The organism is Rhodanobacter sp. K2T2, assembly GCF_013408815.1.
Taxonomy (GTDB): domain Bacteria; phylum Pseudomonadota; class Gammaproteobacteria; order Xanthomonadales; family Rhodanobacteraceae; genus Rhodanobacter.
Genome location: NZ_JACCCA010000004.1, coordinates 82,450 through 106,575 on the forward strand (window position 1 = coordinate 82,450; position 24,126 = coordinate 106,575).

Here is a 24,126-nt window from a genome sequence, read left to right on the forward strand (position 1 = left end):
GCGGGTGCCGGCGCTGCCGCGGTCACACGCTTAGGGACAGCTCGTCGCCCTGCACCCGGTTCATGTGGATGCCGTTGACGAATACCGAAAAGGCCAGCTTGCCGGCAAGCCCATGCACGTGCTGCATCCACGGCGGCAGCCAGTGCGGCGGCAGAATCGCACCGGATTCGAAATATGGCTGCAGCGCCACCACGTCGTGCAGCGCCAGCTTGCCGGCGAACAGGCAGCGCAGCAGATCCATCCGCCGCTCCTTCAGCGCCCAGCGGAAAAACGTGTGCACCGTGAGCAGGCCGGCCAGATAGACATTGTCCTTGGCGAAGGCCGAACCACCGGTCAGCGGCACGCCGCGGAACACGCGCTGGGCCGAATGGAAGCTATCGGCCGGGCTCTGACCGCAGTCGCTGAAGTAGCGGTAGACCTCGACAAAGTCCGCCCCGCCCAGCGCCATATCGATCGCCAGAATGCGCAGGCTGATGCGCTTGAGCCGAGTGATGTCGATCGCACCGGACATCAGCTCGGCGAACACGGCCAGACCTTCCTGCGTGGCGGTGACCCGCGGCGAGGTGCGCGCCAGCGAGGTCAGCAGCGGCTGACGGCGGCCGTTCAACGCAGTCAGCGAGTGCACAAAGGCCTCGTGCGCCAGCAGTTGGTGGTGGTCGTATTCGGTGAAGTGCGTTTCGCCGCGCAGGCGGATGCGCGTGGCGCCGGCGGCGGCCTTCGCGGTCAGTTCGGGATCGACCTCGACGCTGATCGTGCCGGCACCGAAAAAATCGTCCAGCGTTCTGCTCAACTCGTCGCGCAGCGCTTCGGAACTGATGTCGGTATGCACGCCATCGGACAGCAGATCGGCGCCCAACTCGTCGGACAGCTCGACGAAATAGCGCGCGGCATCGAGGTTGCTGCGCTTGCTGCCGGGCAGCGTATCGTTTGGACGTCCATACAGAACGATCGACGGCGCCGTGACACCTGCGGTGCCCACGGCTTCCAGCATTTCGGCGGCGATCCGCCACGACTCCGCGGTGCGGCGCAGATACTCGCCCAGCGGATCGATATCGGCAGGATCGCGACCGCCGGAATCGGCTTCGATCGCCGCCAGCTCTGCGCGCGCCGCGGAGAGATCCGGACGCTTGTAGGTCACCTCAGGCAGCGCAAACTGGCCCTTGGCATACGCCGCGATCATGCGGTTTTCCAGCGACGCGGACCACGCCACCGTGGGCAGAATGGTGATGCCGCGCGCGGCCGCCAGCAGGCGTTTGTCCAGATCGGCGTAGCGCTGCAACTCGGGTTTGACGGCGCTCGTTGGAGCGCTCATTCGCGCACCTGTCGCAGCGCATCGCTACGCCCGATCACATCGGCAGCGATCGGATCGAAAATCGGCTTGCGGTATATGACCAAGCCGACCAGAAAAATGAGGATCGACGGCAGCATCGACAGCAAGCCTATCGATGCTCGACTGTGCATCGATGCATTCCACGGCGTCCGTCCCGAGAGTATCGGGATCAGCAGCCCTATCGGTGGAAACACCCCTTTGTGGAACGTAGAAGACAAACGGCGCATGGCGCGATCCGCAATGACGATGCTTCGATAGTAGTGCCAGACTCCGTGTCGGCGGGGCCGAGTACGTATTTCGAGCGACAATTTTCGACCGACGGGCCGTCTGCGGCCCTGTCCCCGATCGCAAGCGCAGGCGCAGGCGCAATCGAACCGCCGCGTCGACGAAAAACCCACCGACATGTCCATGCTGGAAACCACGGTGTGGAACCCCGACTGGCGTCAATGCGGAATGCCGCCGAGGGAAGATGGCGGAACCCGTGCGCTCCACCGCGGCATCGCTTTACGCGAAACGCTGCAGCGCCTTATGAAATTGCACGGCCACCCGCACGATCCCGCTTTGCAACATCGATCGACGCCTTCGAATCGATCATCGGAAGCCGCTCGACGGCCCATCGGAAAGGTTTTCCCCGGCCCGATATCCGACCCATTCCATCGATCCAGGGTGTTTATTGTTGCGCACGCAGCAAAATCATTTAGATCGATCCATCACGTGCATTGGCTTACCAATGTTCCAAGATGATGATTGACCCGATGCATGAATTACCACCCTCGAATCACGCCGCACAAGGACCAATGATGACCATCAAGACGTTGCTTTTCATCGCAGGCATGGGCGCCACAGCGGCGGCCTCCGCGCAGAGTGCCATCACGGTCGCGGTAGTGAACAACCCCGACATGGTGACCATGCAGAAATTGTCCGGCGAATTCAGCAAGCTGCATCCCAACGTCAAGGTGAATTTCGTCACCCTGCCGGAAAACGAATTGCGCCAGAAGGTCACCACCGATATCGCCACCAGCGCCGGCCAGTACGACGTGGTGATGCTCAGCAACTACGAAACGCCGATCTGGGCGAAAAACGGCTGGCTGACGCCGATGGCCCCGACCGCGGACTACGACGTCAACGATCTGCTGCCATCCGTTCGCAAGGGGCTGTCGTACAACGACAAGATCTATGCGCTGCCGTTCTACGCCGAGTCGTCGATGACGTATTACCGCAAGGACCTGTTCGCCGCGGCCAAGCTGACCATGCCGGCCGAGCCGACCTGGACCCAGATCGGCCAGTTCGCCGCCAAGCTCACCGACAAGTCCAAGGGCACGTACGGCATTTGCCTGCGCGGACTGCCCGGCTGGGGCGAGAACATGGCGCTGTTCGACACCATGGTCAACGCCTACGGCGGCCGCTGGTTCGACATGAACTGGAAGCCCGAGCTGACCTCCGCGCCGTGGAAGAATGCCGCCAACCAGTACAAGACCCTGCTGACGCAATACGGCCCACCGGGTGCGACCTCCAATGGCTTTACCGAATCGGAAACGCTGTTCGCCAACGGCCAATGCGCGATGTGGGTGGATGCGACGGTCGCGGCGGGCTATCTGGCCGATCCGAAGACCTCCAAGGTGGCCGCGAATGTCGGCTTTGCCCAGTCGCCGCACGAGGTGACCAAGGCCGGTTCGAACTGGCTGTACATCTGGGCGCTGGCGATTCCGAAATCGTCCAAGCACGCCGCCGATGCGCAGACCTTTATCGACTGGGCGACCTCGAAGGGTTATATCGCCACGGTGGCCAAGGCCAAGGGCTGGGTCGCCGTCCCGCCGGGCACGCGCCAGTCGACCTATGCCAATCCGGAATACCTGAAGGTCGCGCCGTTCGCCAAACTGGTCGCACAGGCTATCGGTACGGCCGATCCGACCAAGCCGTCGGTGCAACAGGTGCCTTATGTCGGCATCCAGTTCGTCGACATCCCCGAGTTCCAGGCGATCGGCACCCGGGTCGGCCAGATCATGGCCGGCATCCTGGCCGGGCAGACCACGGTGGATCAGGGCCTGCAGGTGGCGCAGACGTTCACCCAGCGCATGATGATCCAGTCGGGTAAAGCCAAGTAAAGCGACCTCGCGACCGCCGGCTCTTTCGCGCCGGCGGTCCGCACACTACTGGATTCGCCTATGTCGTCCCCCGCCGTCGCCGTACCGTCTCGCAGCAAGCCGGCCGCTTCCAAAGCCAAAGCCAACCTGTCCGGCGCGCCGGTGCGCCGGCTGCTCGCGCCAGCCGTGATCTTCATGTTCGTGTGGATGATCGTGCCGCTGGTGATGACGCTGTACTACGCGTTCCGGCGCTACAACCTGATGATGCCGGAAGTCACCGGCTTTGCCGGCATCACCAACTTCAAACTGATGTTCACCGATCCCACCTTCTGGGATTCGCTGATCAATACGCTGGTGCTGGTGGGCGCCAGTCTGGTCATCACCGTAAGCGTCGGGCTGGGGCTGGCGATACTTTTCAATCGCACTTTCGTCGGCCGCGGGGTGGCGCGCACGCTGGCGATCGCGCCGTTCTTCGTGATGCCGGTGGTCACCGGCCTGATCTGGAAGAACATGCTGTTCCATCCGGTCTACGGCCTGCTGGCCTGGGTGTTTCGCCATCTCGGACTGAACCCGATCGACTGGCTCGCGCAGTATCCGATGCTGTCGATCATCATCATGGTCTCGTGGGAGTGGATTCCGTTTGCCCTGCTGATCCTGCTGACCGGCCTGCAGTCGCTGCCCGAAGACCAGATCGAGGCCGTGCGGCTGGACGGCGCCAACCGCTGGCAGGAATTTCGCCATATCGTGGTGCCGCATCTGGGTCAGGTTCTATATGTAGTGGTGATGCTGGAAAGCATTTTCTTTCTTACTTCATTCGCCGAGATTTACACCACGACATCCGGCGGCCCCGGTACGGCAACCACCAACCTGCCCTATTACATCTATCAATCGGCGTTTTTCCAGTACGACATCGGCATCTCGTCGGCAGCGGCGATCGGCGCGGTCATCCTGGCGAATATCTTCTCGATCTTTCTGATCCGCTTCGTGGCGGGCAACTTGAACGCAGGGAGCCGTCGATGAAAGACAGGACCATAGGCGGCATCCTGCTGACGGCGCTGGCGTATTTCGTGGCGCTGGTGATGTTTTTCCCGATCCTTTGGATGCTGCTGACGGCCTTCAAGACCGAGCAGAACGCGTTCACCATCGACCCGCATTTCCTGTTCGTGCCCACGCTGGACAGTTTCCGCGTGGCGCTGGAGCAGGGCAGCGGCTATCTGCATTACGCGCTCAACTCGGTCGTCTCGGCCGTGGTGTCCACCCTGGTCGGGCTGCTGCTGGCGATTCCGGCCGCGTATGCGATGGCCTTCTTCCCGACCAAGCGCACCGACTTCACCCTGGTGTGGATGGTCTCGACCAAGTTCATTCCGGCCGTGGGCGTGCTGATCCCGATTTACCTGGTCTACAAGCAGCTTGGCCTGCTGGATAACCTGGCCGGACTGACCCTGCTGTTCACGGCAATGAACATGCCGCTGCTGGTGTGGATGGTTTATTCGTACTTCAAGGATATTCCCAAGGATCTGGTCGAGGCGGCGGACATCGACGGCGCCACCACCCTGCAGACGATGCGCAAGGTGATCCTGCCGCTCGCCCTGCCCGGCATTGCCTCGGCCGGACTGCTGGCGCTGATTCTGGCCTGGAACGAGTCGTTTTGGAGCCTCACCATGACCGATCACACCGCCGCGACGCTGGCCGTCTATATCGCCTCGTTCAAGAGCGCCGAAGGCCTGTTCTGGGCCAAGATGTCGGCCGCCTCGGTGCTCACCGTTGCGCCGATCATCGTGCTCGGCTGGTTTGCCCAGCGGCAGATGGTGCGCGGGCTCACCTTCGGCGCCGTGAAGTAGCGCGTCATCCCCATCTGCTGAAAGGTTTATTCATGGCCATCGTTGAACTGAAGGACGTCGTCAAAAACTACGGAGGCAAGGGCAGCGATGCCGCCGACAACGCCGTGGACCGTTTCAACCTGACCACCAAGGACGGCGAGTTCATCGTGCTGGTGGGGCCTTCCGGCTGCGGCAAGACCACCACCATGCGCATGATCGCCGGCCTGGAAAGCATCAGCGGCGGCACGATCAGCATCGACGGGCGCGACGTCAGCCAGGTGGCGCCGAAGGATCGCGACATCGCGATGGTGTTCCAGAGCTACGCGCTGTACCCGCACATGAACGTGTTCGAAAACATGGCCTTTGCCCTGCGCCTGAAAAAGCTGCCCGATGCGGAAATCACCGCACGCGTGCAGGAGGCGGCCAAGGTACTCGACATTGCCCACCTGCTCGAGCGCAAGCCGCGTGCGCTGTCTGGCGGCCAGCGTCAGCGGGTAGCGCTTGGCCGCGCGATCGTGCGCCAGCCGCAGGTGTTCCTGATGGACGAGCCGCTGTCGAATCTGGACGCCAAGCTGCGTGTCGACATGCGCGCGGAAATCGTCAAGCTGCACCGCAAGCTGGCCGTCACCACGTTCTACGTTACGCACGACCAGGTCGAGGCGATGACCATGGGTCAGCGCATCGTGGTGATGCTCAACGGCAAGATCCAGCAGATCGATACGCCGCAGCGCCTGTACGAATGGCCGGCCAATATCTTCGTCGCCGGCTTCATCGGCACCCCGTCGATGAACTTTCTGCGCGGCAAGGTCGGCGCCGACAAGCGCAGCGTGGCGAACGAGCATTTCAACCTGACCCTGACCGGCGCGCGCGGCGACGCATTGGCGGCTCATGCGGGCACCGAGGCAGTGGTCGGCATCCGTCCCGAGCATCTGAGCTATCTGGCACCCAACGACCCGATCACAGACAACGTGCTGTCCGGCGTCGTCGAAGTGGTCGAGCCGCTGGGCTCGGTCACCATGATCCAAGTGCAGGTTGGACCGTATCGCGTCACCGCACAGATCGAAAGCCATCTGACGGTCGCGATGGGCGAGCCGATCCGCCTGCGCTGCCAGACCGACAAGCTGCAGGTGTTCGATGCCACCAGCGAGCAGTCTCTGCTACAGGCGCCCGCGGCCAGCTGACAGGCACCGCATCGGCTTCGTTGTGCGCCGTTGACCCGCGCCCCCTCTCTCGATCCAAGAAGATTTTTTCCATGCACAAGCTAAACGCCAGCACGCTCCACCAGCTCGACACCGCTGTCGCCGTGCCCAGCTACGATCGCAGCAAAGTCGGCGTCGGCATCGCGCACTTCGGCGTGGGCGGCTTTCATCGCGCGCACCAGGCCATGTATCTCGACCGGCTGATGAACGATGGCAAGGCACTGGACTGGGGCATCTGCGGCGTCGGCGTGATGCCGGCGGATCAGCGCATGAAAACCGTGATGGACGCGCAGAACGGTCTTTACACGCTAGTCGTCAAACATCCCGACGGCCGCTACGAGCCGCGGGTCATCGGCTCCATCGTCGAGTATCTCTACGCGCCGGACGACGTCGAGGCGGTGCTGGAGAAAATGGCCAGCCCCGAAATTCGCATCGTCTCGCTGACCATCACCGAAGGCGGTTACAACTTTCACCACGTCAGCGGCGAATTCAATTTCGATAACGCCGACGTCAAGCACGATCTCGCTGAAGGCGCCGCTCCGAAGACCAGCTTTGGCCTGGTGACGGAAGCGCTGGCACGGCGCAAGGCTCGCGGCATCACGCCATTCACCGTGATGTCGTGCGACAACATCCAGGGCAACGGCGATGTCGCCAAAGCGACCTTTACGGCCTACGCGCGCCGCAAGAGCGCCGAACTGGGCGAGTGGATCGCCGAGCACGTGAAGTTTCCCAACTCGATGGTCGATCGCATCACGCCGGTGACCACCGATGCCGATCGCGACGAGGTGAGGCAGCGCTTCGGCATCGACGACGCGTGGCCGGTCGTCTGCGAGCCGTTTACCCAGTGGGTGCTGGAAGACCATTTCAACGAAGGTCGCCCGGCGTTCGAGGACGTCGGCGTACAGATCGTCGACGAGGTCATGCCGTATGAACTGATGAAGCTGCGGCTGCTCAACGCCAGCCATCAGGCGCTGACGTATTTCGGCTACCTCGCCGGCTACCGCTACGCGCACGACGTCTGCCAAGATCCGCTGTTCGTCGACTTCTTGCTCGGCTATATGGTCGAGGAAGGCTCGCCCACGCTCTCACCGCTGCCCGGCGTGGATCTCGATCTCTACCGCAAGACGCTGATCGAGCGCTTCGCCAACCCGCAGATCCGCGACACGCTGGCGCGCCTGTGCGCCGAAAGCTCGGACCGCATTCCCAAATGGCTGGTGCCGGTGATTCGTCACCAGCTGGCGCACAACGGCGAGATCAAGCGCAGCGCCGCCGTGGTCGCCAGCTGGGCGCGCTATGACGAGGGCGTCGACGAGCAGGGCGAGCCGATCGAGATCGTCGACCGGCTGAAAGATCAGCTGCATGCGATCGCGCAAAACAATCGCCGCCATCCGCTGGCCTTCATCGAAAACCGTGAGCTGTTCGGCGATCTGGTGGAGCAACCGCGATTTGTGGCCGCCTATACCTGGGCGCTGGACTCGCTGCATCGGGTTGGGGCGCGGGCCACGTTGGAGGCGTTGCGCTAGGCGAGAGGCGAGAGGCGAGAGGCGAGAGGCGAGAGGCGAGAGGCGAGAGGCGAGAGGCGAGCAAGAATCCTTCGGCCGGGCTGCCTGTCAACGATCCTCTAAAAAAATCCCTGATTCGCCCGACGATTTACCGCTCGCAAGCCCAGTGCTGCGTGACTCTTTTTTTGCCGTTCACCCTGAGCGTAGTGAAACGGAGTCGAAGGGCCATCTTGCGACGTAAAAGGTGGACTGCAAACCGTGCAGTCTCAGCCGTCTAAACGGCCAAACACAGCAAATCAATCCCGATCACGCTGCCCGCGATGCCCATGGGGTCGCTCGATCGGCCGCCCGCCGCGCTGGCGGCGCAGCCTGGCTTCCAGCGTCGCTGCTTGCTCCTCGCGCTCGTCGTGCAGCTTGAGGTAGTTGCGCCAGCGTTCGGGCGTCAGCTCGCCGGTATCCAGCGCGACCTGGATCGCACAGCCCGGTTCGCTCCCGTGGCCGCAGTCGGCGAAGCGGCAGGCTTCGGCCAGCACTTCGATATCGGCAAACAGGTCGAGGTTTTCCTCGCCGGTGAGCTTCAATTCGCGCATGCCGGGCGTATCGATCAGGCAGCCGCCGCTGGGCAGCTGCAGCAGCGCGCGATGCGTGGTGGTGTGACGGCCGCGGCTGTCGTGCGTTCGCACTGCGGCGGTCGCCATGCGATCAGCACCCAGCAACGTGTTGGTGAGCGTGGATTTTCCCGCGCCGGAAGAGCCCACCAGCACAGCGCTGTCGCCAGGTTTCAGATACTGCGCCAGCAGCGCCACGCTGGCCGGGTCCTTGCTGTTGAGCGGATGGATCGGCGTACTGTGCGGCAGGCGCGCGCGCAGGGCATCGATCTGCTCCTGCGCGTCGTCGCGGGTATCGAGCTTGCTCAGCAGCACCACCGGCTGCGCACCGGAATCCTCGGTCAGCGACAGATAGCGTTCGATACGCGCCGGATTGAAGTCGCCATCCAGTCCGGTAAGCACCAGCACATAGTCGATGTTGGTCGCGATGATCTGCCGCTCGTAGCGCTCGCCCGCCGCCGCGCGCGACAGCACGGTACGACGCGGCGACACGCTGACGATATGCGGCGGCGCGCCGTCGGCCACCTCCACGAAATCGCCCACGGCCGGCCGCTCGCCCGGATCGATGCCGCGCTTGAGAAAGCGGCCGTCGGGCTGGGCGCCGAACAGCGTTTCGCCGTCGTGCAGCTCGTAGCCGGCCCGATGCTGCGCGACCACGCGGGCCAGCCGCCGACCTTCGCCGGGCAGCGTGTCGCCACGCCAGCCTATGCGTCGCAGGCGTTCGATCGATTCGGCATCACTCATGGGGGAGATCTGGCTTCACGGGTGTCCTGATTATGCCCTGCCTTGCCATGGCCCGTCCGTGAACCGCGATTTGCCTCGGCTTCGCCAGAATCCAGCTCGCGCCCAACGGCGAGGCACTGCTAGCATCGCCGTTTCGGCCAAGGCGCCGGCAGTTGCGATGAAGGATGCGGCGTTGGCTTCGAAGACAGACGGCTCAATCACACCCGGCGCCATCGTGCCCAGTTCTCACCTGGCCGAGGTGCGTTACGAGATTCGCGGCGCACTGACGCGTCGCGCGCGCGACATGGAAGCGGCCGGCCAGGACATCATCAAGCTCAATATCGGTAACCTCAGCCGCTACGGCTTCGAGACACCACCGAATCTGCGCGGGGCCATCGCCAGCCATCTGCATGAAAGCGAAGGCTACGGCCACGAGCAGGGCCTGGAGATGGCGCGCGACGCCATCGCCGCCCAGCAGCGCGCCCGTGGTGCACGCCACGTCGACTCGGAGCGCATCTTCATCGGCAACGGCGTCAGCGAGCTGATCGACATCAGCCTGCGCGCCCTGCTGCAGTCCGATGACGAAGTGCTGCTGCCAAGCCCGGACTATCCGCTGTGGAGCGCCGCCACAATCTTGAACGGCGGCCGGCCGCGCTATTACCGCTGCACCGCGGCCAACGGCCACCTGCCCGACCCCGACGAAGTCGAGGCGCTGATCACGCCGCGCACCCGTGCGCTGGTGTTGATCAACCCGAACAACCCGACGGGTGCGGTATACCCGCCCGCGCTGTTGGAGCGGCTGGTGGCTGTAGCCGCACGGCATCGCCTGCTGCTGCTGTGCGACGAGATCTATGACCAGATCCTTTACGACGATGTGGTGTTCCAGCCGCTGGCCGCCGTGGCCGGGGAGCTGCCGTGCATCAGCTTCGGTGGCCTGAGCAAGGTGCATCGCGCCTGCGGCTATCGGGTCGGCTGGATGAGCCTGTCGGGCGATCCGAGGCTTACCTCAGCCTACCGCGACGCCCTGCAACTGCTCGCCGCGCTGCGCCTGTGCGCCAACGTCACCGCACAATGGGCGGTGATTCCGGCGCTGCAGGACGCGCCGACTATCGGAGGCCTGACCGCGCCCGGCGGTCGGCTGCACGATGCGCGCCAGGCCGTGATCGACGGCGTCGCTCGCAGCGATTATCTCGACATGGTGATACCCGGTGGCGCGCTGTATGCATTTCCGCACATTCGCGCCAGCCGCATCGCCAGCTTCGACGACAACGCTTTCGCCCTTCGCCTGCTGGAAGAGGAATCGGTGCTGGTGGTGCCCGGCTCCAGCTTCAACGTCGCGGCAAGTCGACACATCCGTCTGACCCTGTTGCCGCAACCGGCACAACTGCGCGAGGTGTTCGTGCGTATGGAGCGGGTGCTGGCGCGCATGGCGGACAAGCTGCCATTGCGCCCGGTGGCGGCAGTCGCGTGAACCAGACTGCCGCCGGCACGCGCCAAGCCGGTCCAAACTACCGCTATCGATCCATCTCGCCATGATGCCTGTTGCCCCATCGCTTCATTATCTCGCGCTAGGTGACTCCTACACGATCGGCGAGTCGGCGCCGGCCGCCTATCGGTGGCCGGCGCAACTCGTCCAGCAGCTGCGCCGGCGCGGTATCGTCATCGACGACCCGTACCTCGTAGCGGTCACCGGCTGGACCACCGATGAGCTCGCCACCGGCATGGATCAGGCGAGTCTCACCATCAGCTACGATCTGGTGACCTTGCTGATCGGCGTCAATGACGAGTATCGGGGACGCCCGGCGGGTGCCTACCGCCCCGCCTTTGCCGCACTGCTGCAGCGTGCCATCCAGTTGGCAGGGCATCGGCCATACCGCGTCGTGGTGGTATCGATTCCAGACTGGGGCACCACGCCGTTTGCGCAGAACGATAAGCGCGGCGTCAGACGCATCGCCGACGAGCTGGACGTCTATAACGCTATCGCACGCGACGAAACATCGCGCGCCGGCGCCCGTTGGGTCGACATCACCGTCATATCGCGCCAGCACGCCGATCTGGTCGCCGGCGACGGGCTCCATCCTTCCTCCGCCCAATACACGCTGTGGCTGCAGGCGATCCTGCCGGTGGTGGTCCAGGCTCTGCGCACCCGCGAGTAAGGTGCTGCCGTTTCGCGCCGGCGGCTTTCGCGCAACACCACTGCAACCATTTCGCCACGCCACGGTGACCTGAAGGCCCGACACTGAGCACCCGGTAACTACCGGAGTCCTCGTCATGGCGAACTTCATCTGCCGCAGCGCCTTCATCTCCGACGTGCACCTGGGCACGCCCGACTGCAAGGCGAGCTACCTGCTCGACTTTCTGCGCAAGCTGCGCTGCGAAAAGCTCTATCTGGTCGGCGACATCATCGACATGGAGGCGCTGACCCGCCGACACTGGTGGCATGCCGACCATACGGCGGTGCTGTCCGAAATCATGGCCATGGCCCGGCGCGGCGTCGACGTCACCTATATACCCGGCAACCACGACTGCCCGGTCCGTGGCATGGCGGGCCAAACCATCGGCGGTGTGAAGATTCGCCTCGATGCGATCCACGAGGGTGCGGACGGCCGCCGCTATCACGTCAGTCACGGCGACGAGTTCGATCCCGAGCAGGTCGGCCGCGGCTGGATGATGCATCTGGGCGAAGCGATGCATCGGTTCATCTGCTGGAGCAACCGTCGCCTGCACGGCATGCGGCGACGGCTGGAACTGCCCTACGTGCCGCTGTCGATCATCATCAAGTCGCACATCGGCAAGGCGCTGGCATATATCCGCGCCTACGAGGATCGCGTGGCCGTCGATGCCGCCGAGCGCGGCTTCGACGGCCATATCTGCGGCCACATCCACTACGGTCAGGTACGCGAGATCGGTGGTGTGCTCTATCTCAACGACGGCGACTGGGTCGAGCACTGCACGGCGCTGACCGAGGATCACACCGGTGCGATGGAGCTGATCCACTGGAGCGAACAGCCCACGGCGCTGGGCCGCGCCAGCCGGGAGCTGCTGATGCCCTCACCCACCGCTGCACTCGCGCTGGCCCCGCTGGCGGCACGCCGGCGCAGTCTGGAGCAGCTTCGGCCGGCGGCCTGAAACCAACCAGGCTGCCGCAGAAAGGCCGGCTTGACCCCGTCTTTTTGCTTGAACCTGCTGCGCAGCGGCGCCATGTGGGATCATTGACCTCTCTACCGGAGTCCTCCCATGTCCCTCGACAGCGCCACCCGCGAACGTATCGAAACCGTGCTCAAGGATCACCGCGTGGTGCTCTTCATGAAGGGCGACCGCCGTCAGCCGCAGTGCGGCTTTTCCGCCGCGGCCACCAACATGCTCAACGAGCTGCTGCCGGACTACCACACGATCAACGTGCTGGAAGACCCGGAAATCCGCGAGGGCATCAAGGCCTACGGCGAATGGCCGACCATTCCGCAGCTGTATGTCGAAGGCGAACTGATCGGCGGCGCCGACATCATCCGCCAGCTCTATACCAGCGGCGAGCTGCATGAGCTGTTCGGCGCGGCCAAGCCCGACCGCACGCCGCCGGAAATCACCATCACCGATGCCGCGGCCGAGGCGATCCGCCAGGGCACGGCCAATGCGCAGGGCGTAGCGCTGCATCTTGAAATCGGCCCCGACCACAGCGCCGGTTTCCAGCTCGCGCCGGCCGGCGAGCACGACATCGTGGCGCACAGCAACGGCCTCGAGGTGCATTTCGATCCCGCCAGCGCCCAACGCGCCAAAGGCATCGTGATCGACTGGGTGTCCACCGTGCAGGGCGAAGGCCTGAGCCTGAAATTTCCGGGCCCGCAGGAAATCAAATCGCTTACCGTGCAGGAGCTCAAGGCCCGACTGGCCGCTGGCGACGTCACCCTGATCGACGTGCGCCCTGCCCACAACCGCGCCGCCGTTCCGCCGTTGCCGCAGGCACGTGTGCTGGACGACGAAGGGTACGAGCGCCTCGCCGCCCTGCCCAAGGACACGGCGCTGGCCTTTATCTGCAACGTCGGCATCTCCAGCCAGAGCATGGCTGAACGATTCGCTGCGCACGGTTTCAGCAACGTATACAACGTGGCGGGCGGCATGGAGGCGTGGCATTCGGCCTGATCGGCCGATCCCAGCTGCATGTCCGCACATCCGACCTCCACTCATATCAGCCAGTGGATGGCGGAAGCCGGCCGGGCGCTTGGCCAGGGCAAGCTGGATGACGCCGAGCGCCTGCTGAAGCAGGCGCTGGCGGCCAATCCGGTGCTGGCCGACGCGCGCTATCTTTACGGGATTACCTGCCTGATGCGCGGCCAAGCCGTCGAAGCCGTCGACTGGCTGCGCAAGGCCGTCGAGCAACGGCCCGCCGATGCCAATATGCGGACCTATCTGGGCTGCGCCCTGCACGATGCCGGCGCGTTCGACGAAGCGCTGATCCACCTGCGCCGCGCATGCGAACTGGCGCCGCAACAGGCCAAGCTCCGCTACAACCTCGGCAAGGCGCTGAAGGAACGCGGCCAACTGAGCGATGCCGACGAAGCCTTTCGCCACACACTGACATTGGATCCCCAACACGTGCTGGCCCGCCTCGGCGTGGCGGACATCGCCACCATGCAGGGCGACATCCCGGGCGCCGTGGCCGAATACCGGCACGTGCTGCGCCAGCAACCCGGACGCGCCGAAGCGTGGCATGGGCTGGCCAATCTCAAGACCGAGCCGCTCGGGCCGGCCGATATCGGCCTGATCCAACAAGCACTGGGTCAACCCAACCTGCCGCCCGACACGAGGGTCATGCTCGGTTTCAGCCTGTTCCGCGCGCTGGAAGACCAGCACGATTATGCCGGCGCTTTCGACGCGCTGCGCCAGGCCAACGCCGAAAAGCGACGGCAGGTGCAGTGGGACGCCGCCGCCGAGCAGGCGCAGATCGACCGCATCATCGAAGCGTTCCAGGGACGGCTGCCCGCGCCGCCGGATGCCACGCTGGGCAAGGAAGTCATTTTCATCGCCAGCATGCCGCGCTCGGGTTCCACCCTGGTCGAACACATCCTCGCCACCCATCCCGAGGTCGAGGGCGCCAACGAAATTGCCGATCTGCCGCAGGTCATCGAGGACGAATCGCGCCGCCGCGGACAGCCGTTCCCGCAGTGGGTAACCGCCGCCACCGCCGACGATTGGCATCGACTGGGGCAGGATTACCTCACCCGCACCGCCCGCTGGCGCGAACGACGCCCGCGCTTCACCGACAAAAACGTCGTCAACTGGCCGCTGCTGGGCGCCGCACGCCTGATGCTGCCCGGCGCAAAAATCATTCAATGCCACCGCGATCCGGTGGAGACGTGCTTCTCCGGCTATCGCCAGCTGTTCCGCGACGGCCTGCACTACAGCTACAACCTCGAAGAAATGGCCGAGCATTACCACGACTACCAGCGCCTCAGCGCGTTCTGGCTCACGCGCCACCCGCAACACGTGCTGGATTTCCCCTACGAAATTCTGGTGCAGCAACCCGAACCCCAGATACGTCGCCTGCTCGCCTTTTGCGACCTGACCTTCGACGCCGCCTGCCTCACACCTCACCACACCAAACGCGAAGTGCTCAGTACCGCCAGCGCAGCGCAGGTGCGCGAACCGATCCGTGCGGATACGGCGCATAGCGCACCGTATTTGGAGTGGCTGCAGCCGTTGCGGCAGCGGCTGTCGAAACAGACATAGCGCATCGCACGACCCGGTTTTTCGCGATCATTGGCATCAACTCAATCACAAAAAAAGCCGCCGGCTACCCGGCGACTTTTTTGTTTTTTCGACTCTTTCCCATATGCCGCCGCGTACGACGGCGTGTGGTTGGACTATCGGTTTAGAAGTCGTACTTCGCGTTGAAGGTCACATAGCGAGGCGACTCCGTCGAGACCGGGGTATTGTAAGTTGGATTATATACAGTCACTCCCCGGTTATTACCCAACTCGGTATTAGCATAAGCAGAAGTGTACAGCGTCGCCTTTTGCTCGTTCAGCAAGTTGTGGACTTCTGCCTGCAAGGTGAGATGCTTGTTTGCCCAGTCCGGCGTGTACGTCAAGCTCAGATTGATCTGGTGGGTCCACGGCGTAAAGCCAGTGGCGCCCGCAGGAGAGGGTACACCACCATAGCCGATCGTCTGGCCTGGGTTGTCTGGATCAGGAACAGTCGAAATGCCGCTCGGCACACCACCGCAAAAGTGCTCATAAGCGCCACCGTACTGATCTCCATTAATCGTGTAGCCGTAACCGCTCAGACAGACCTTTGGCGCTCCCGACTGCACAATGACCGTGCCGCTGACCATCCACTCCGGCGTAATGGCATACGAGCCGAACGCCTTGAACGTGTGCTTGTGATCGTTGGCCAGAACACCATTGCTGTTTGCCTCGATGTCGGTGTAATCCCAGTTCGCCGTGGTGGTACCGGAAAAATGTTGACCCTGCGAGTTCGAGATTTGCCCCGTCGCGGTATCGGTCGGACCCTCGTCAGTACCGTACGACCGGGAGAACACGTAGTCGAGCTTGCCGAACCACTTGCCATCCCATGTGTGCTCCAGATACGTATCCAGGGCATAGTACTTTCGCGTCGGTTTTACGGGGTACGTCGGGAGGAAACCAGCCAGCACTCCCTGCCCGGTGTTCGGATTCCAGGTCACCACGCCCCCGGGTGCCCCTGCGCACGGGATGTAGTTGGTCTTGCCCGGATTAACCAGACCGGAAGCGCAGCCATACGGATCGTTGAGATCCGTGTCATCCACGAAGTTGCCTGTTTTCTGATAAGTGCCCTGCATGCCCAACACCAGACCGGTCTCGCCAAGCATCTTCTGGAAACCCAGCACGTATTCGTCCTGATACTCCGCCTTGAGATTGGTCGAGGCATAGTCCTTTGTATTGCCGGGGACACCGTTCTCACCATCGGACGAATAGAACCCGGGCTTCGTCACACCTGGCGCCAAGGCCACGGGGACGGGGGTTAGACCGGTCGGAACGCCATTCGCATCAATGCCCGTATAGGTATAGATCACATCGCCATAGATCGTGCCAAATGCCGGGTTACGGGTAGCCAGGCCTGCCGGCAACGCCAAGTAGTAACGTCCTGCATTGCCGAAAACCTTAAACGTGCTGTCGCCAAACACGTCCCAGCTCGCACCCAGGCGAGGCGCCCATTGCGGGCTCTCTTCGTTCACGTAGGCGACACCGCCGATACCGAGGTTTTTGAACTGATCATTGCGCACGCCAAGGTCAAGCAACAGGTTGGGGGTGACCTGCCAGCGGTCTTCAACATATTGCGCTTTCTGTCGCACGGCTAGACTTACGTCCGATCCGTAAAATTGCTCGTCGACGTAATTGCCGGAGCCGGGATTCCCGATATAGGGCACCGCGTTCGGGCCAGTGTTGTTCGGCGGAAAACCGTTGAAGTAGGTATAGCTACCGCCACCAAGGGTGGAGAAACCATCGTGGTCATCACGGTACTGAACATTGTCGATACCGAATTTGAGGTCGTGGTCGGATGTGATCTTCCAGTCAAGATCTACACGCAGATTAGCGGTCTTGGTTTTGTGATCCGGGTTCGGGAGTTGTTGATCGATGAGGTTAGGAACGGTAACGCCCGCAGGCACGGGGACCCCTGAAAAAGATACCGGCGCCACGCCCGCCTCACCCGCAAAGTTGGCGTAATACTGTCCCGTCATCACGCCGTACTGAGCCTCTAGCGTGAGGTTGTCGGTGATGTACGAGGTGTACTTGAGGATGCCTACCTTGAAGGTGTTCTTGGTCGTTATACCTGGGCCGTAAAGCGAGCCAACTTTCTGGTCCGTGTAGTCGTAGTTGTAGTAGTTGCTGCTGGTCTGATTCTGCTGGGTCTGGACGCCGGTGAACTCCAGCACGTTGCTATCGTTGATATTCCAGTCCAGCTTGCCGTAAAGCTTGGGCGATTTCACAGCTTGCGACTGATAAAAGCCTGCCGGCGTTGTCAGACCGTTGTTGAAGCCCGACGCGCCGGTCTGGATACCGCCTTGTGAGCTGTCATGTTGCCATTCGGCCGTAATGTAGAAAAATAGTTTGTCTTTGATCAGAGGGCCACTAAGGTAGGCGTCGTACACCGTCTCCCAGTTGTCGTTCTGCTTTCTTCCTACAGCAATCTGGCCATAGCCGGCAGGATAGTTTGTGGTGCCTTGGTTGGCCAAATAAGGGGTACCGGTATTGTCCACGGAACCGACCGGTGTATTTGGGTTGTTATAGTGAATATTGTCGAAGTTGCTTTGGGCAAACTCCGGCTGCCACGACACGTACACACCGGCATGAAAGTCGTTGCTACCCCGCTGGCCGATCTGGCTGATCACACCACCGGTCGAACGACCATATTCAGGACCATAACCGGAGGTGATGGTCTGCTGCTCGGCAATCGCGAAGTACGGCAGCGCCACGCCGCCCGCGCCACCAATCGGATCGGTGGTGTTGAAGCCGTTGAGGTAATAGGCATTTTCCACGACGCTGTTGCCGCCGATGGAGACCAGCGGCGTACCGGTCGGACCCGTACCGAGGCTGGAACCACCCATGTTCACACCCGGGGACAGTAGCGCAATGTCTTCTGCGGTGTGAGCCAGCGGCAGCGACTTCAGCTGCTCCGCAGTGATCACCTGGGTCTGTCGGGTGGAGGATACGTCGATCGGCGGCAGCTTGTTCGCAGACACCGTCACGGTCGAAAGATTCTGAGCATTAACGCTTCCGCCGCCGATCTCGGATGCGGCAAACGGCACTGCCGTGCCACCGGAGACGCTTACCTGCACATTGTCGTGCGCCGCCACAACCTTGCCGTTCTGCAGCAGCGAAACGGTGTATTTACCCACTGGCAACTGGTTGGCACCAAAGCGGCCGTCGCTGCCGACTGCCACTTCGCGCGTGAGGCCGGTCTGAGCGCTGACGACCCTGACTGTTTCACCAGCCGCCACCGGAGCCGTACCGAACACCGAACCCGTGGTGGCCTGCGCAAACACCTGCCCAGAAACACCAAATCCCACGGCAATAGCGACTGCCAATGCGGTACGACTCACCGTGACACGGTTACGTCGCGCGCCCTTCCCATCAGATGCGAGTGCAAGCTTTTTAGCATTCATCAAATAGATCCCCAGTAGCAAAAATTTCGACCCAAAAACAAATGAAGCCAATCCAATAGCGGGCATGTGGCTGTTATGCCAACGCCAAATCCAAAGCTTCAGTAATTTTAAAGAATCAAAGAGATAGGCGAAAAACACCCGCAACGGTCGCCTTACTTTCACACGCTTGTAGCAATCTGAACGCAACCCGACCATAGACTTTGGAATAACAAAAAGTCAACAGTTTTAATTCGTATTTAATTGCGTTTTTTAACTCGATTGTTCACAGGGCAATGAACAGATCCAAGCGGAAAGAATGAGTTAGAAAATCCCGAGGTGGAATATCCGCAATATATTTCGCATTAAAATTTTTTAATGGATACTGCAATTTATTGAATCTGATTATTTTCGGCTACGTTTGCCGTAAGATGCATAACAGTGTTATGTGGCAAAGCTCTTAAATGGCTTCTCGAACCAACCTCAGCCAGCCGCGGGTAGCTCGCTGGCACGATTAAAGTCTCCGATAGCGCCAACGAGGTCGGCTACGGCCTCGCGCTCGGCTTCGCTGAGATCCGGGTTCCAGCTATCGACGATCAGCACGACGCGCGTTTCCGAGCTTTTATTCCAGGCCTCGTGCTCAAACGTGTCATCAAACGTGACACAACGGCCCTCTTCCCACACGTGAGTCTCCCCGCCTACGCGAAGCGCGCAATCAGCCGGCACGATAAGCGGAAGATGCGTGACCAGCCTCGTGTTGGTTACACCACGGTGCGGCAGAATGTGGGTGCCCGGACTCAATACCGAAAACAGGGTTTCTGGCGAATGTTCGCGTACATATGCGAGAGGCAATGTATCAAGCAGACCGGCGGTACGCGGGCATTTCAAACAGTGCTCCTCAAAGCGTTCGCCATGGCGGTGGAAAAAATAAGCATCCCAGGCCGGGTCTTGGCTGTTTGAGGACCGGAGCAGTTCAGACGCGTCATGCGGGGAATCCGTTTGCAGAAACGACTCCAGATTGTGTGAATGCGACAACACGTTGAGAAGCTCTTCGCGAATGAAGGCAGCCCCGGCTTCTAGTGAGTCAATCCACGGAAATCGCTCGCGCGGGTAGTACGGCAGACTAGGTATGTCCGGAAAATACAAAAAAAGAGGCTTTTGCCGCGGATCAGGCCACTGCGGCTGCCGTTCGCCGAGATAGATCGATAGCGCGTGCTCCACCCTGCGCAGCGCTATTGCACCGTACTTGCCACGCAAGGGTTCCAGCAATTTATGAAACAGCTCACGCCGGCCCGCGTCTAGAGTGCGCATGGCAGCGACCACCGTCTTGCGGAGCGCCGGTGCCGTGCTTTCGTCACTGAGCCAGTAGCCTTTCGCCTGAGCCCTGTTTATGGCGCTGAAATACTGTGTCAGCGCACGCTGCTTTTGGCCATGGCGTTCCAAAACCACGCCCAGAAACAAGCGTCCAACGAAATCATTTTCGTCGGCCTCCAGGCAACGCCCCAACGCGGCGATCGCATCGGCAAGACGCCCTTCCACGGCATACGCCATGCCCAACTGATGCAGCGTCGCCGCATGGCCCGGCCGCACGTTTTCTGCGCGCTCGAACAGCTCAATGGCCGCGACACGTTCATTCCGCTCGAGATGACGGGCAGCAAGAAACCTCAATGCATCGACGTCATTCGGATCCTGCTCCAGGATGTTGCGAAAAGCGTGCTCGGCCAGACCCGGCTTGCCGGCACGCAGATATTCCAGCGCGCGCACGCGCAGCGCATCAGCCGAATGCTCAAATTCGATACCCATAACCAGCCGCCTGCTCGGAGTTCACCAGATTATAGGTCCAAGGAATAAAGCAAGACTTTCCGTCGGCCTTGAAGGGCATCGCGGTTTGTATGACAACCAGCGACGAAAGGGGAGTGTGGTCACGCGTATCACCTACAGCGGATCTCTGACGATGAGGCGCGGCTGGTGCGAAATGGCATTTTATGCGTCGCCAAGGATTAGCATCGGACAACTATTACGATTTGGCTGGTCCAGCTGCCGGTGCGCACGACGATTCAGCTACGCCTGCTGCCAGCGCAATTCATCTGCCGTTTTGAGAAAATCGCGTAAGAGACGATCGAAACGATGCCAGCACCGTACACCGTAACAGTGGTGCGGCAAGGCGACACGCCCCAAACGCCCGGCCACACCGTTTCTCCTCATTCCAAAATGGCGCATCGACGTTTAATCCAACGGCCAAAGGCAGGCGCGTTCATGTCGAGATCACGATAACTGGGAACAGGCGCCTGCACTCTCTGCAGCGCTGTACTCAAGTGAAAGTCGGCAATTCACGTGACTTGCATAACGTCGCACTATCGATATGCGAGAGCCAATCGGAAGGCGCTCTATCAACCGCTATTGTTCGGTATGGCGTCCCAACACCCTTGCGCGGGATACGGTGGCGTAGTGGATCCTATCGGCTGGGACAACGCTCGGCTTTTTGAGTACCATGACAGTTGCCTCGAATTCGATGCGGGCGGCTAGCACGCCGACAACATATTCGTCCCCTACCTGTTTCGATCATATACCCGCAACCGTGCCCATGCTTGGCCAATTAGAAGGATTGAGTGCGGTGAATGCTGCCAGGCTAGGCAGTGCCAGCCAGGCGCTGGAGGCAGGTCGTCTCGATGAAGCCGCACAGTTGCTGCAGGCAGCGTATCGCGATACGCCGGAGCATCCGGAAATCTTGCGGCTGCAGTCCGGCCTGCTTAGCCAGCGCGGTCGTCACGCCGAAGCAGTTCAGCTCATGCGGCTGGCGTTGAGCCGCCGAGGCGAGGATCCGCTTTACTACAATACGTTGGGCACTGTGCTTGGTGCTGCCGGCGACTACGACGAAGCGATCCAGACATTCCGGCACAGCTGCTCTATGCAGCCACAATTTGCGTTGGCCTGGTACAACCTCGGCGTGATGCTGACCCGCGCTGTGCGCAATGATGAGGCGATGGTCGCTCTACGCGAGGCGTTGCGCTTAAAGCCCGACAGCACGGACGCATCCGCCCTGCTTGCAGATCTACTGCGTACACAGGGTCAGATCGTCGACGCAGAAAAGAGCTATCAGCAGCTGATTCTGGATCGGCCTTGGTCAGGCGTAGCTTGGTGGGGGCTGGCGGATCTTAAGCATCGGCGCTTCGACTCCAACGAAGTTGAAGCCATGCAAACTGCGCTTCAATGTCGCGAGGCGAGCGTAGATGATCGTATCGCCATCGGGCTGGCATTGGCCAAAGCTCTCGACGACACAGGACGATTTGAAGATTCGCTGCAGACGCTGCATCAGGCCCATGCGCTGGCATGGCAACGGCGTCCATGGAACGCAGCGGCAATGTCCGGTGCGTTGGCTCGTATCCGTCAGGCTTTTGCATTGGCGCCGACGCCCGCGGCAAGCGCGCTTGGCCGCGAGGTAATCTTTGTAGTCAGCCTGCCACGATCCGGCTCCACCCTGGTCGAACAGATTCTGGCCTCGCACTCCCAAGTGGAAGGCGCTGGTGAATTGCCGGATCTGCCCTTGGTCATCGCCGAAGAATCACGACGCCGCAATCAGCCTTTTCCGCACTGGGTTGCCACTACACAACCGGCGGACTGGGAACGGCTTGGCAGGCGCTACCTGGAGCGCACGGCGCACTGGCGACATATGCGACCCATCTTTATCGACAAACTGCCGAACAATTGGATGTATATCGACGCGATCCGCGCCATGCTTCCGGGCGCACGCGTGATCAGCTGCCGTCGCGATCCGCTCGAAACGTGCTTTTCGTGCTATCGCCAGTACATGCAAAACAGCGACTACGCCAACCGCTTTGAGGATCTGGCTGCATTTTGGGGCGACTATGACTTAAGCCTGCGCGAGGCTTTGGGTCGTTGGCCGACCGGTGTGCACGAACATGTATACGAGGATCTACTTGCCGAGCCAGAGCGCGTAGTGCGCGGCCTATTGGCTTTCTGTAGCCTCAGGTATGAGCCAGAGTGCCTTGCGTTTCACACCAGCACGCGCACGGTGCGCTCCCCCAGTGCCACACAAGTGCGCGAGCCGTTACGCCGGGATACGGCGCGATTGGAGCGCTACGGCGCAATGCTCGATCCATTGCGTGACGCTTTGGCGGCGATCTCCGGGCGTGAACACATTTGACTCTCGCAAGATTCGAGGCTAGATCGTGAACATGCGGTCGATCTCATGGCGCACGTCGCTACCGGGGCGGCCCCCAGCGGAATGGCTGGAGGCTGCGCAAAGTTTGACGCTAGGCGGTTACGGGCAGGAGGCGCTAGCCTTGCTTGAGGCGGGCCACGCCTCTTGCCCTTACGACAGTGGCTTATCGCTTGCCTTGGCCGGGTTTTATCTTGACCGGCAACGATACGTCGAGGCGGAGAGGCTGTTAAACGCGATTCGGAAGGAACATCCAAGCCATCTGGGAGCAGCATTCATGCTTGCGCGCGTGTTGAGGGCGCAAGGCCAGTTCAACCAAATGGCGCAACAGTTAGTTGCCGCCGTGTCTCAGCATAGCCTCGATGCCGAACTCGCTATCAAGACGATCGAAGCGCTCGACGATGCCGACCGCAAGATGGAGGCCTACACCTTATGTCAGCGTGCGTTGAACGCGGAGTGTGCTGATGACGCACGCTTGCATGCTTATGCCGGCATGCTGGCTCTCCAGTTGGGGCAGTTTGTACAGGCGCGCGCCCACTATGAAGCGGTGCTTGAACACGCTGGCGAGCCGAGGGCCTGGGAGTGGCATATCGCCGGAGGCTTGAGCCAGTCGCAGCGCTATGTGCAACCTGCTGACGTTGATCTGCAACGATTCCAGCAAGCGCTGCGTCGCAACGATATCAGTCCCACAGCGCGCATCGAACTGCTGTTTGCTTTGGGCAAGCTGCATGACGATCTCGGTGATGCGGCTGCGGCAGCCGAGGCGTGGCGCGAAGCCAACACGCTAGCTCATGCGCATTCACGCTGGTCGCGAAAAAACTGGCGACGTATGATCGACGCGCGCATTCGTGCGGCACCTATGACGCAGCGTCCGCGGGAATCTCGCGGCTGGGCACCGCTATTCGTCGTTGGCGTCCCGCGTTCCGGCACCACCCTACTAGCGCAGCGACTGACTTCTTTATCGGACATCGTGCAGCGTGGCGAATTGCGTTGGCTGCCTGAACTGGCCGCGCAGCTGCCCGACGTAGCGCAGGTGGCGTTGCTGGCAGAGCAATATGAGCTGCAACTGCGTCAGGATGACCGTCATGCGCGTTGGTTCATCGACAAACAACCACTCAACCTACTCCATATCGATCTCATTCTGGCCCTGTGGCCAGACGCAAAAATTGTCTGTTGCGTGCGCAATACGAGGGATAACGCACTATCGATTTGGACGCAGCGCTTTGGTGATCCCGCACACGACTATGCCTACAATTTCAATGATATCGCTGCCGTCATCCAAGGCTGTCATCGGCTGACGAGACATTGGCTGGCGCGCTATCCCGCATCCGTTCGGCTGGTTTCTTACGAGACCATGGTCGCGGCACCAGATGCCGAAATCGCGTCGCTCGGAAAATGGCTGAACGCAGACTCGAAGGTCGAATCAGAGACGAGGACGTCGCCTGGGATGATCAGCACCGCCAGCTTGTGGCAGGCACGTCAGCCGATCTATCAAACTTCTGTGGGCCGCTGGCGCACGTATGAGAAGTTTTTTCCTGAGCTTCTCCGCTTCGATTCCTGAACCC

17 protein-coding genes are annotated in these 24,126 nt (G+C 61.5%); 12 read left to right on the plus strand and 5 right to left on the minus strand.

The genetic code is table 11. The features are described 5' to 3' along the window. Window positions 1–22 precede the first annotated feature (22 nt). Together HDE78_RS07940 and HDE78_RS07945 are read right to left on the minus strand one after the other, a co-directional pair. Window positions 23–1,312 carry a flavohemoglobin expression-modulating QEGLA motif protein gene (locus HDE78_RS07940; RefSeq protein WP_179478009.1) on the minus strand — a complete coding sequence of 430 codons (1,290 nt, stop codon included), beginning with the start codon at window positions 1,310–1,312 and terminating at the stop codon, window positions 23–25. After that, window positions 1,309–1,740, minus strand: a complete 432-nt coding sequence (locus HDE78_RS07945; protein ID WP_179478010.1) for a hypothetical protein — start codon at window positions 1,738–1,740, stop codon at window positions 1,309–1,311. Before HDE78_RS07945 ends, HDE78_RS07940 begins: the two co-directional genes overlap by 4 nt. A 390-nt stretch (window positions 1,741–2,130) precedes the next feature. Here HDE78_RS07945 and HDE78_RS07950 point away from each other — a divergent pair, with 390 nt between their 5' ends. The 5 genes from HDE78_RS07950 (at window position 2,131) to HDE78_RS07970 (ending at window position 7,956) form a co-directional block, all read left to right on the plus strand. Next, the gene (locus tag HDE78_RS07950) at window positions 2,131–3,435 is read left to right on the plus strand and encodes a sugar ABC transporter substrate-binding protein (RefSeq protein ID WP_255457704.1); all 1,305 of its coding nucleotides are present in this window, start codon (window positions 2,131–2,133) and stop codon (window positions 3,433–3,435) included. 60 nt (window positions 3,436–3,495) lie between these two features. Next, the gene (locus HDE78_RS07955; protein WP_179478013.1) at window positions 3,496–4,434 is read left to right on the plus strand and encodes a sugar ABC transporter permease; all 939 of its coding nucleotides are present in this window, start codon (window positions 3,496–3,498) and stop codon (window positions 4,432–4,434) included. Next, window positions 4,431–5,255, plus strand: coding sequence for a carbohydrate ABC transporter permease (locus HDE78_RS07960; protein WP_179478015.1), 825 nt, complete (start codon window positions 4,431–4,433; stop codon window positions 5,253–5,255). Before HDE78_RS07955 ends, HDE78_RS07960 begins: the two co-directional genes overlap by 4 nt. 32 nt (window positions 5,256–5,287) lie before the next feature. Further along, a complete protein-coding gene (gene ugpC / locus HDE78_RS07965; RefSeq protein WP_179478017.1) occupies window positions 5,288–6,415 on the plus strand; it encodes a sn-glycerol-3-phosphate ABC transporter ATP-binding protein UgpC in 1,128 nt (375 codons plus the stop codon). A 71-nt stretch (window positions 6,416–6,486) separates the two neighbouring features. Then, window positions 6,487–7,956: a mannitol dehydrogenase family protein gene (locus HDE78_RS07970; protein WP_179478019.1), complete on the plus strand. Its 1,470-nt coding sequence runs from the start codon at window positions 6,487–6,489 to the stop codon at window positions 7,954–7,956. Window positions 7,957–8,231: 275 nt separating this feature from the next. Here HDE78_RS07970 and rsgA read toward each other — a convergent pair whose 3' ends face one another. After that, window positions 8,232–9,287, minus strand: a complete 1,056-nt coding sequence (rsgA, locus tag HDE78_RS07975; RefSeq protein WP_179478021.1) for a ribosome small subunit-dependent GTPase A — start codon at window positions 9,285–9,287, stop codon at window positions 8,232–8,234. Window positions 9,288–9,444: 157 nt separating this feature from the next. Between rsgA and HDE78_RS07980 the strand changes: the two genes are divergently transcribed. From HDE78_RS07980 to HDE78_RS08000, 5 genes are all read left to right on the plus strand, one after another. Beyond that, window positions 9,445–10,737, plus strand: coding sequence for an aminotransferase class I/II-fold pyridoxal phosphate-dependent enzyme (locus tag HDE78_RS07980; protein WP_179478023.1), 1,293 nt, complete (start codon window positions 9,445–9,447; stop codon window positions 10,735–10,737). Window positions 10,738–10,801: 64 nt separating this feature from the next. After that, on the plus strand, window positions 10,802–11,422 hold the full coding sequence (locus HDE78_RS07985) for an SGNH/GDSL hydrolase family protein (RefSeq protein ID WP_179478488.1): 621 nt from the start codon (window positions 10,802–10,804) through the stop codon (window positions 11,420–11,422). A 115-nt stretch (window positions 11,423–11,537) separates the two neighbouring features. Beyond that, on the plus strand, window positions 11,538–12,395 hold the full coding sequence (locus HDE78_RS07990) for a UDP-2,3-diacylglucosamine diphosphatase (protein ID WP_179478025.1): 858 nt from the start codon (window positions 11,538–11,540) through the stop codon (window positions 12,393–12,395). 108 nt (window positions 12,396–12,503) lie between these two features. Beyond that, entirely contained in the window at window positions 12,504–13,403 is a 900-nt protein-coding gene (gene grxD, locus HDE78_RS07995; protein ID WP_179478027.1) for a Grx4 family monothiol glutaredoxin, read from the plus strand. Window positions 13,404–13,421: 18 nt separating this feature from the next. Further along, the gene (locus HDE78_RS08000; RefSeq protein ID WP_179478029.1) at window positions 13,422–14,990 is read left to right on the plus strand and encodes a tetratricopeptide repeat-containing sulfotransferase family protein; all 1,569 of its coding nucleotides are present in this window, start codon (window positions 13,422–13,424) and stop codon (window positions 14,988–14,990) included. A gap of 142 nt (window positions 14,991–15,132) precedes the next feature. Here HDE78_RS08000 and HDE78_RS08005 read toward each other — a convergent pair whose 3' ends face one another. Both HDE78_RS08005 and HDE78_RS08010 read right to left on the minus strand, forming a co-directional pair. Further along, window positions 15,133–18,543, minus strand: a complete 3,411-nt coding sequence (locus HDE78_RS08005) for a TonB-dependent receptor (RefSeq protein ID WP_179478031.1) — start codon at window positions 18,541–18,543, stop codon at window positions 15,133–15,135. Window positions 18,544–18,864: 321 nt separating this feature from the next. After that, a complete protein-coding gene (locus HDE78_RS08010; RefSeq protein WP_179478033.1) occupies window positions 18,865–20,184 on the minus strand; it encodes an aspartyl/asparaginyl beta-hydroxylase domain-containing protein in 1,320 nt (439 codons plus the stop codon). A gap of 781 nt (window positions 20,185–20,965) precedes the next feature. Between HDE78_RS08010 and HDE78_RS08015 the strand changes: the two genes are divergently transcribed. After that, window positions 20,966–22,546: a tetratricopeptide repeat-containing sulfotransferase family protein gene (locus HDE78_RS08015; RefSeq protein WP_179478490.1), complete on the plus strand. Its 1,581-nt coding sequence runs from the start codon at window positions 20,966–20,968 to the stop codon at window positions 22,544–22,546. A gap of 31 nt (window positions 22,547–22,577) precedes the next feature. Continuing rightward, on the plus strand, window positions 22,578–24,122 hold the full coding sequence (locus HDE78_RS08020; RefSeq protein ID WP_343205723.1) for a sulfotransferase: 1,545 nt from the start codon (window positions 22,578–22,580) through the stop codon (window positions 24,120–24,122). Window positions 24,123–24,126 lie beyond the last annotated feature (4 nt).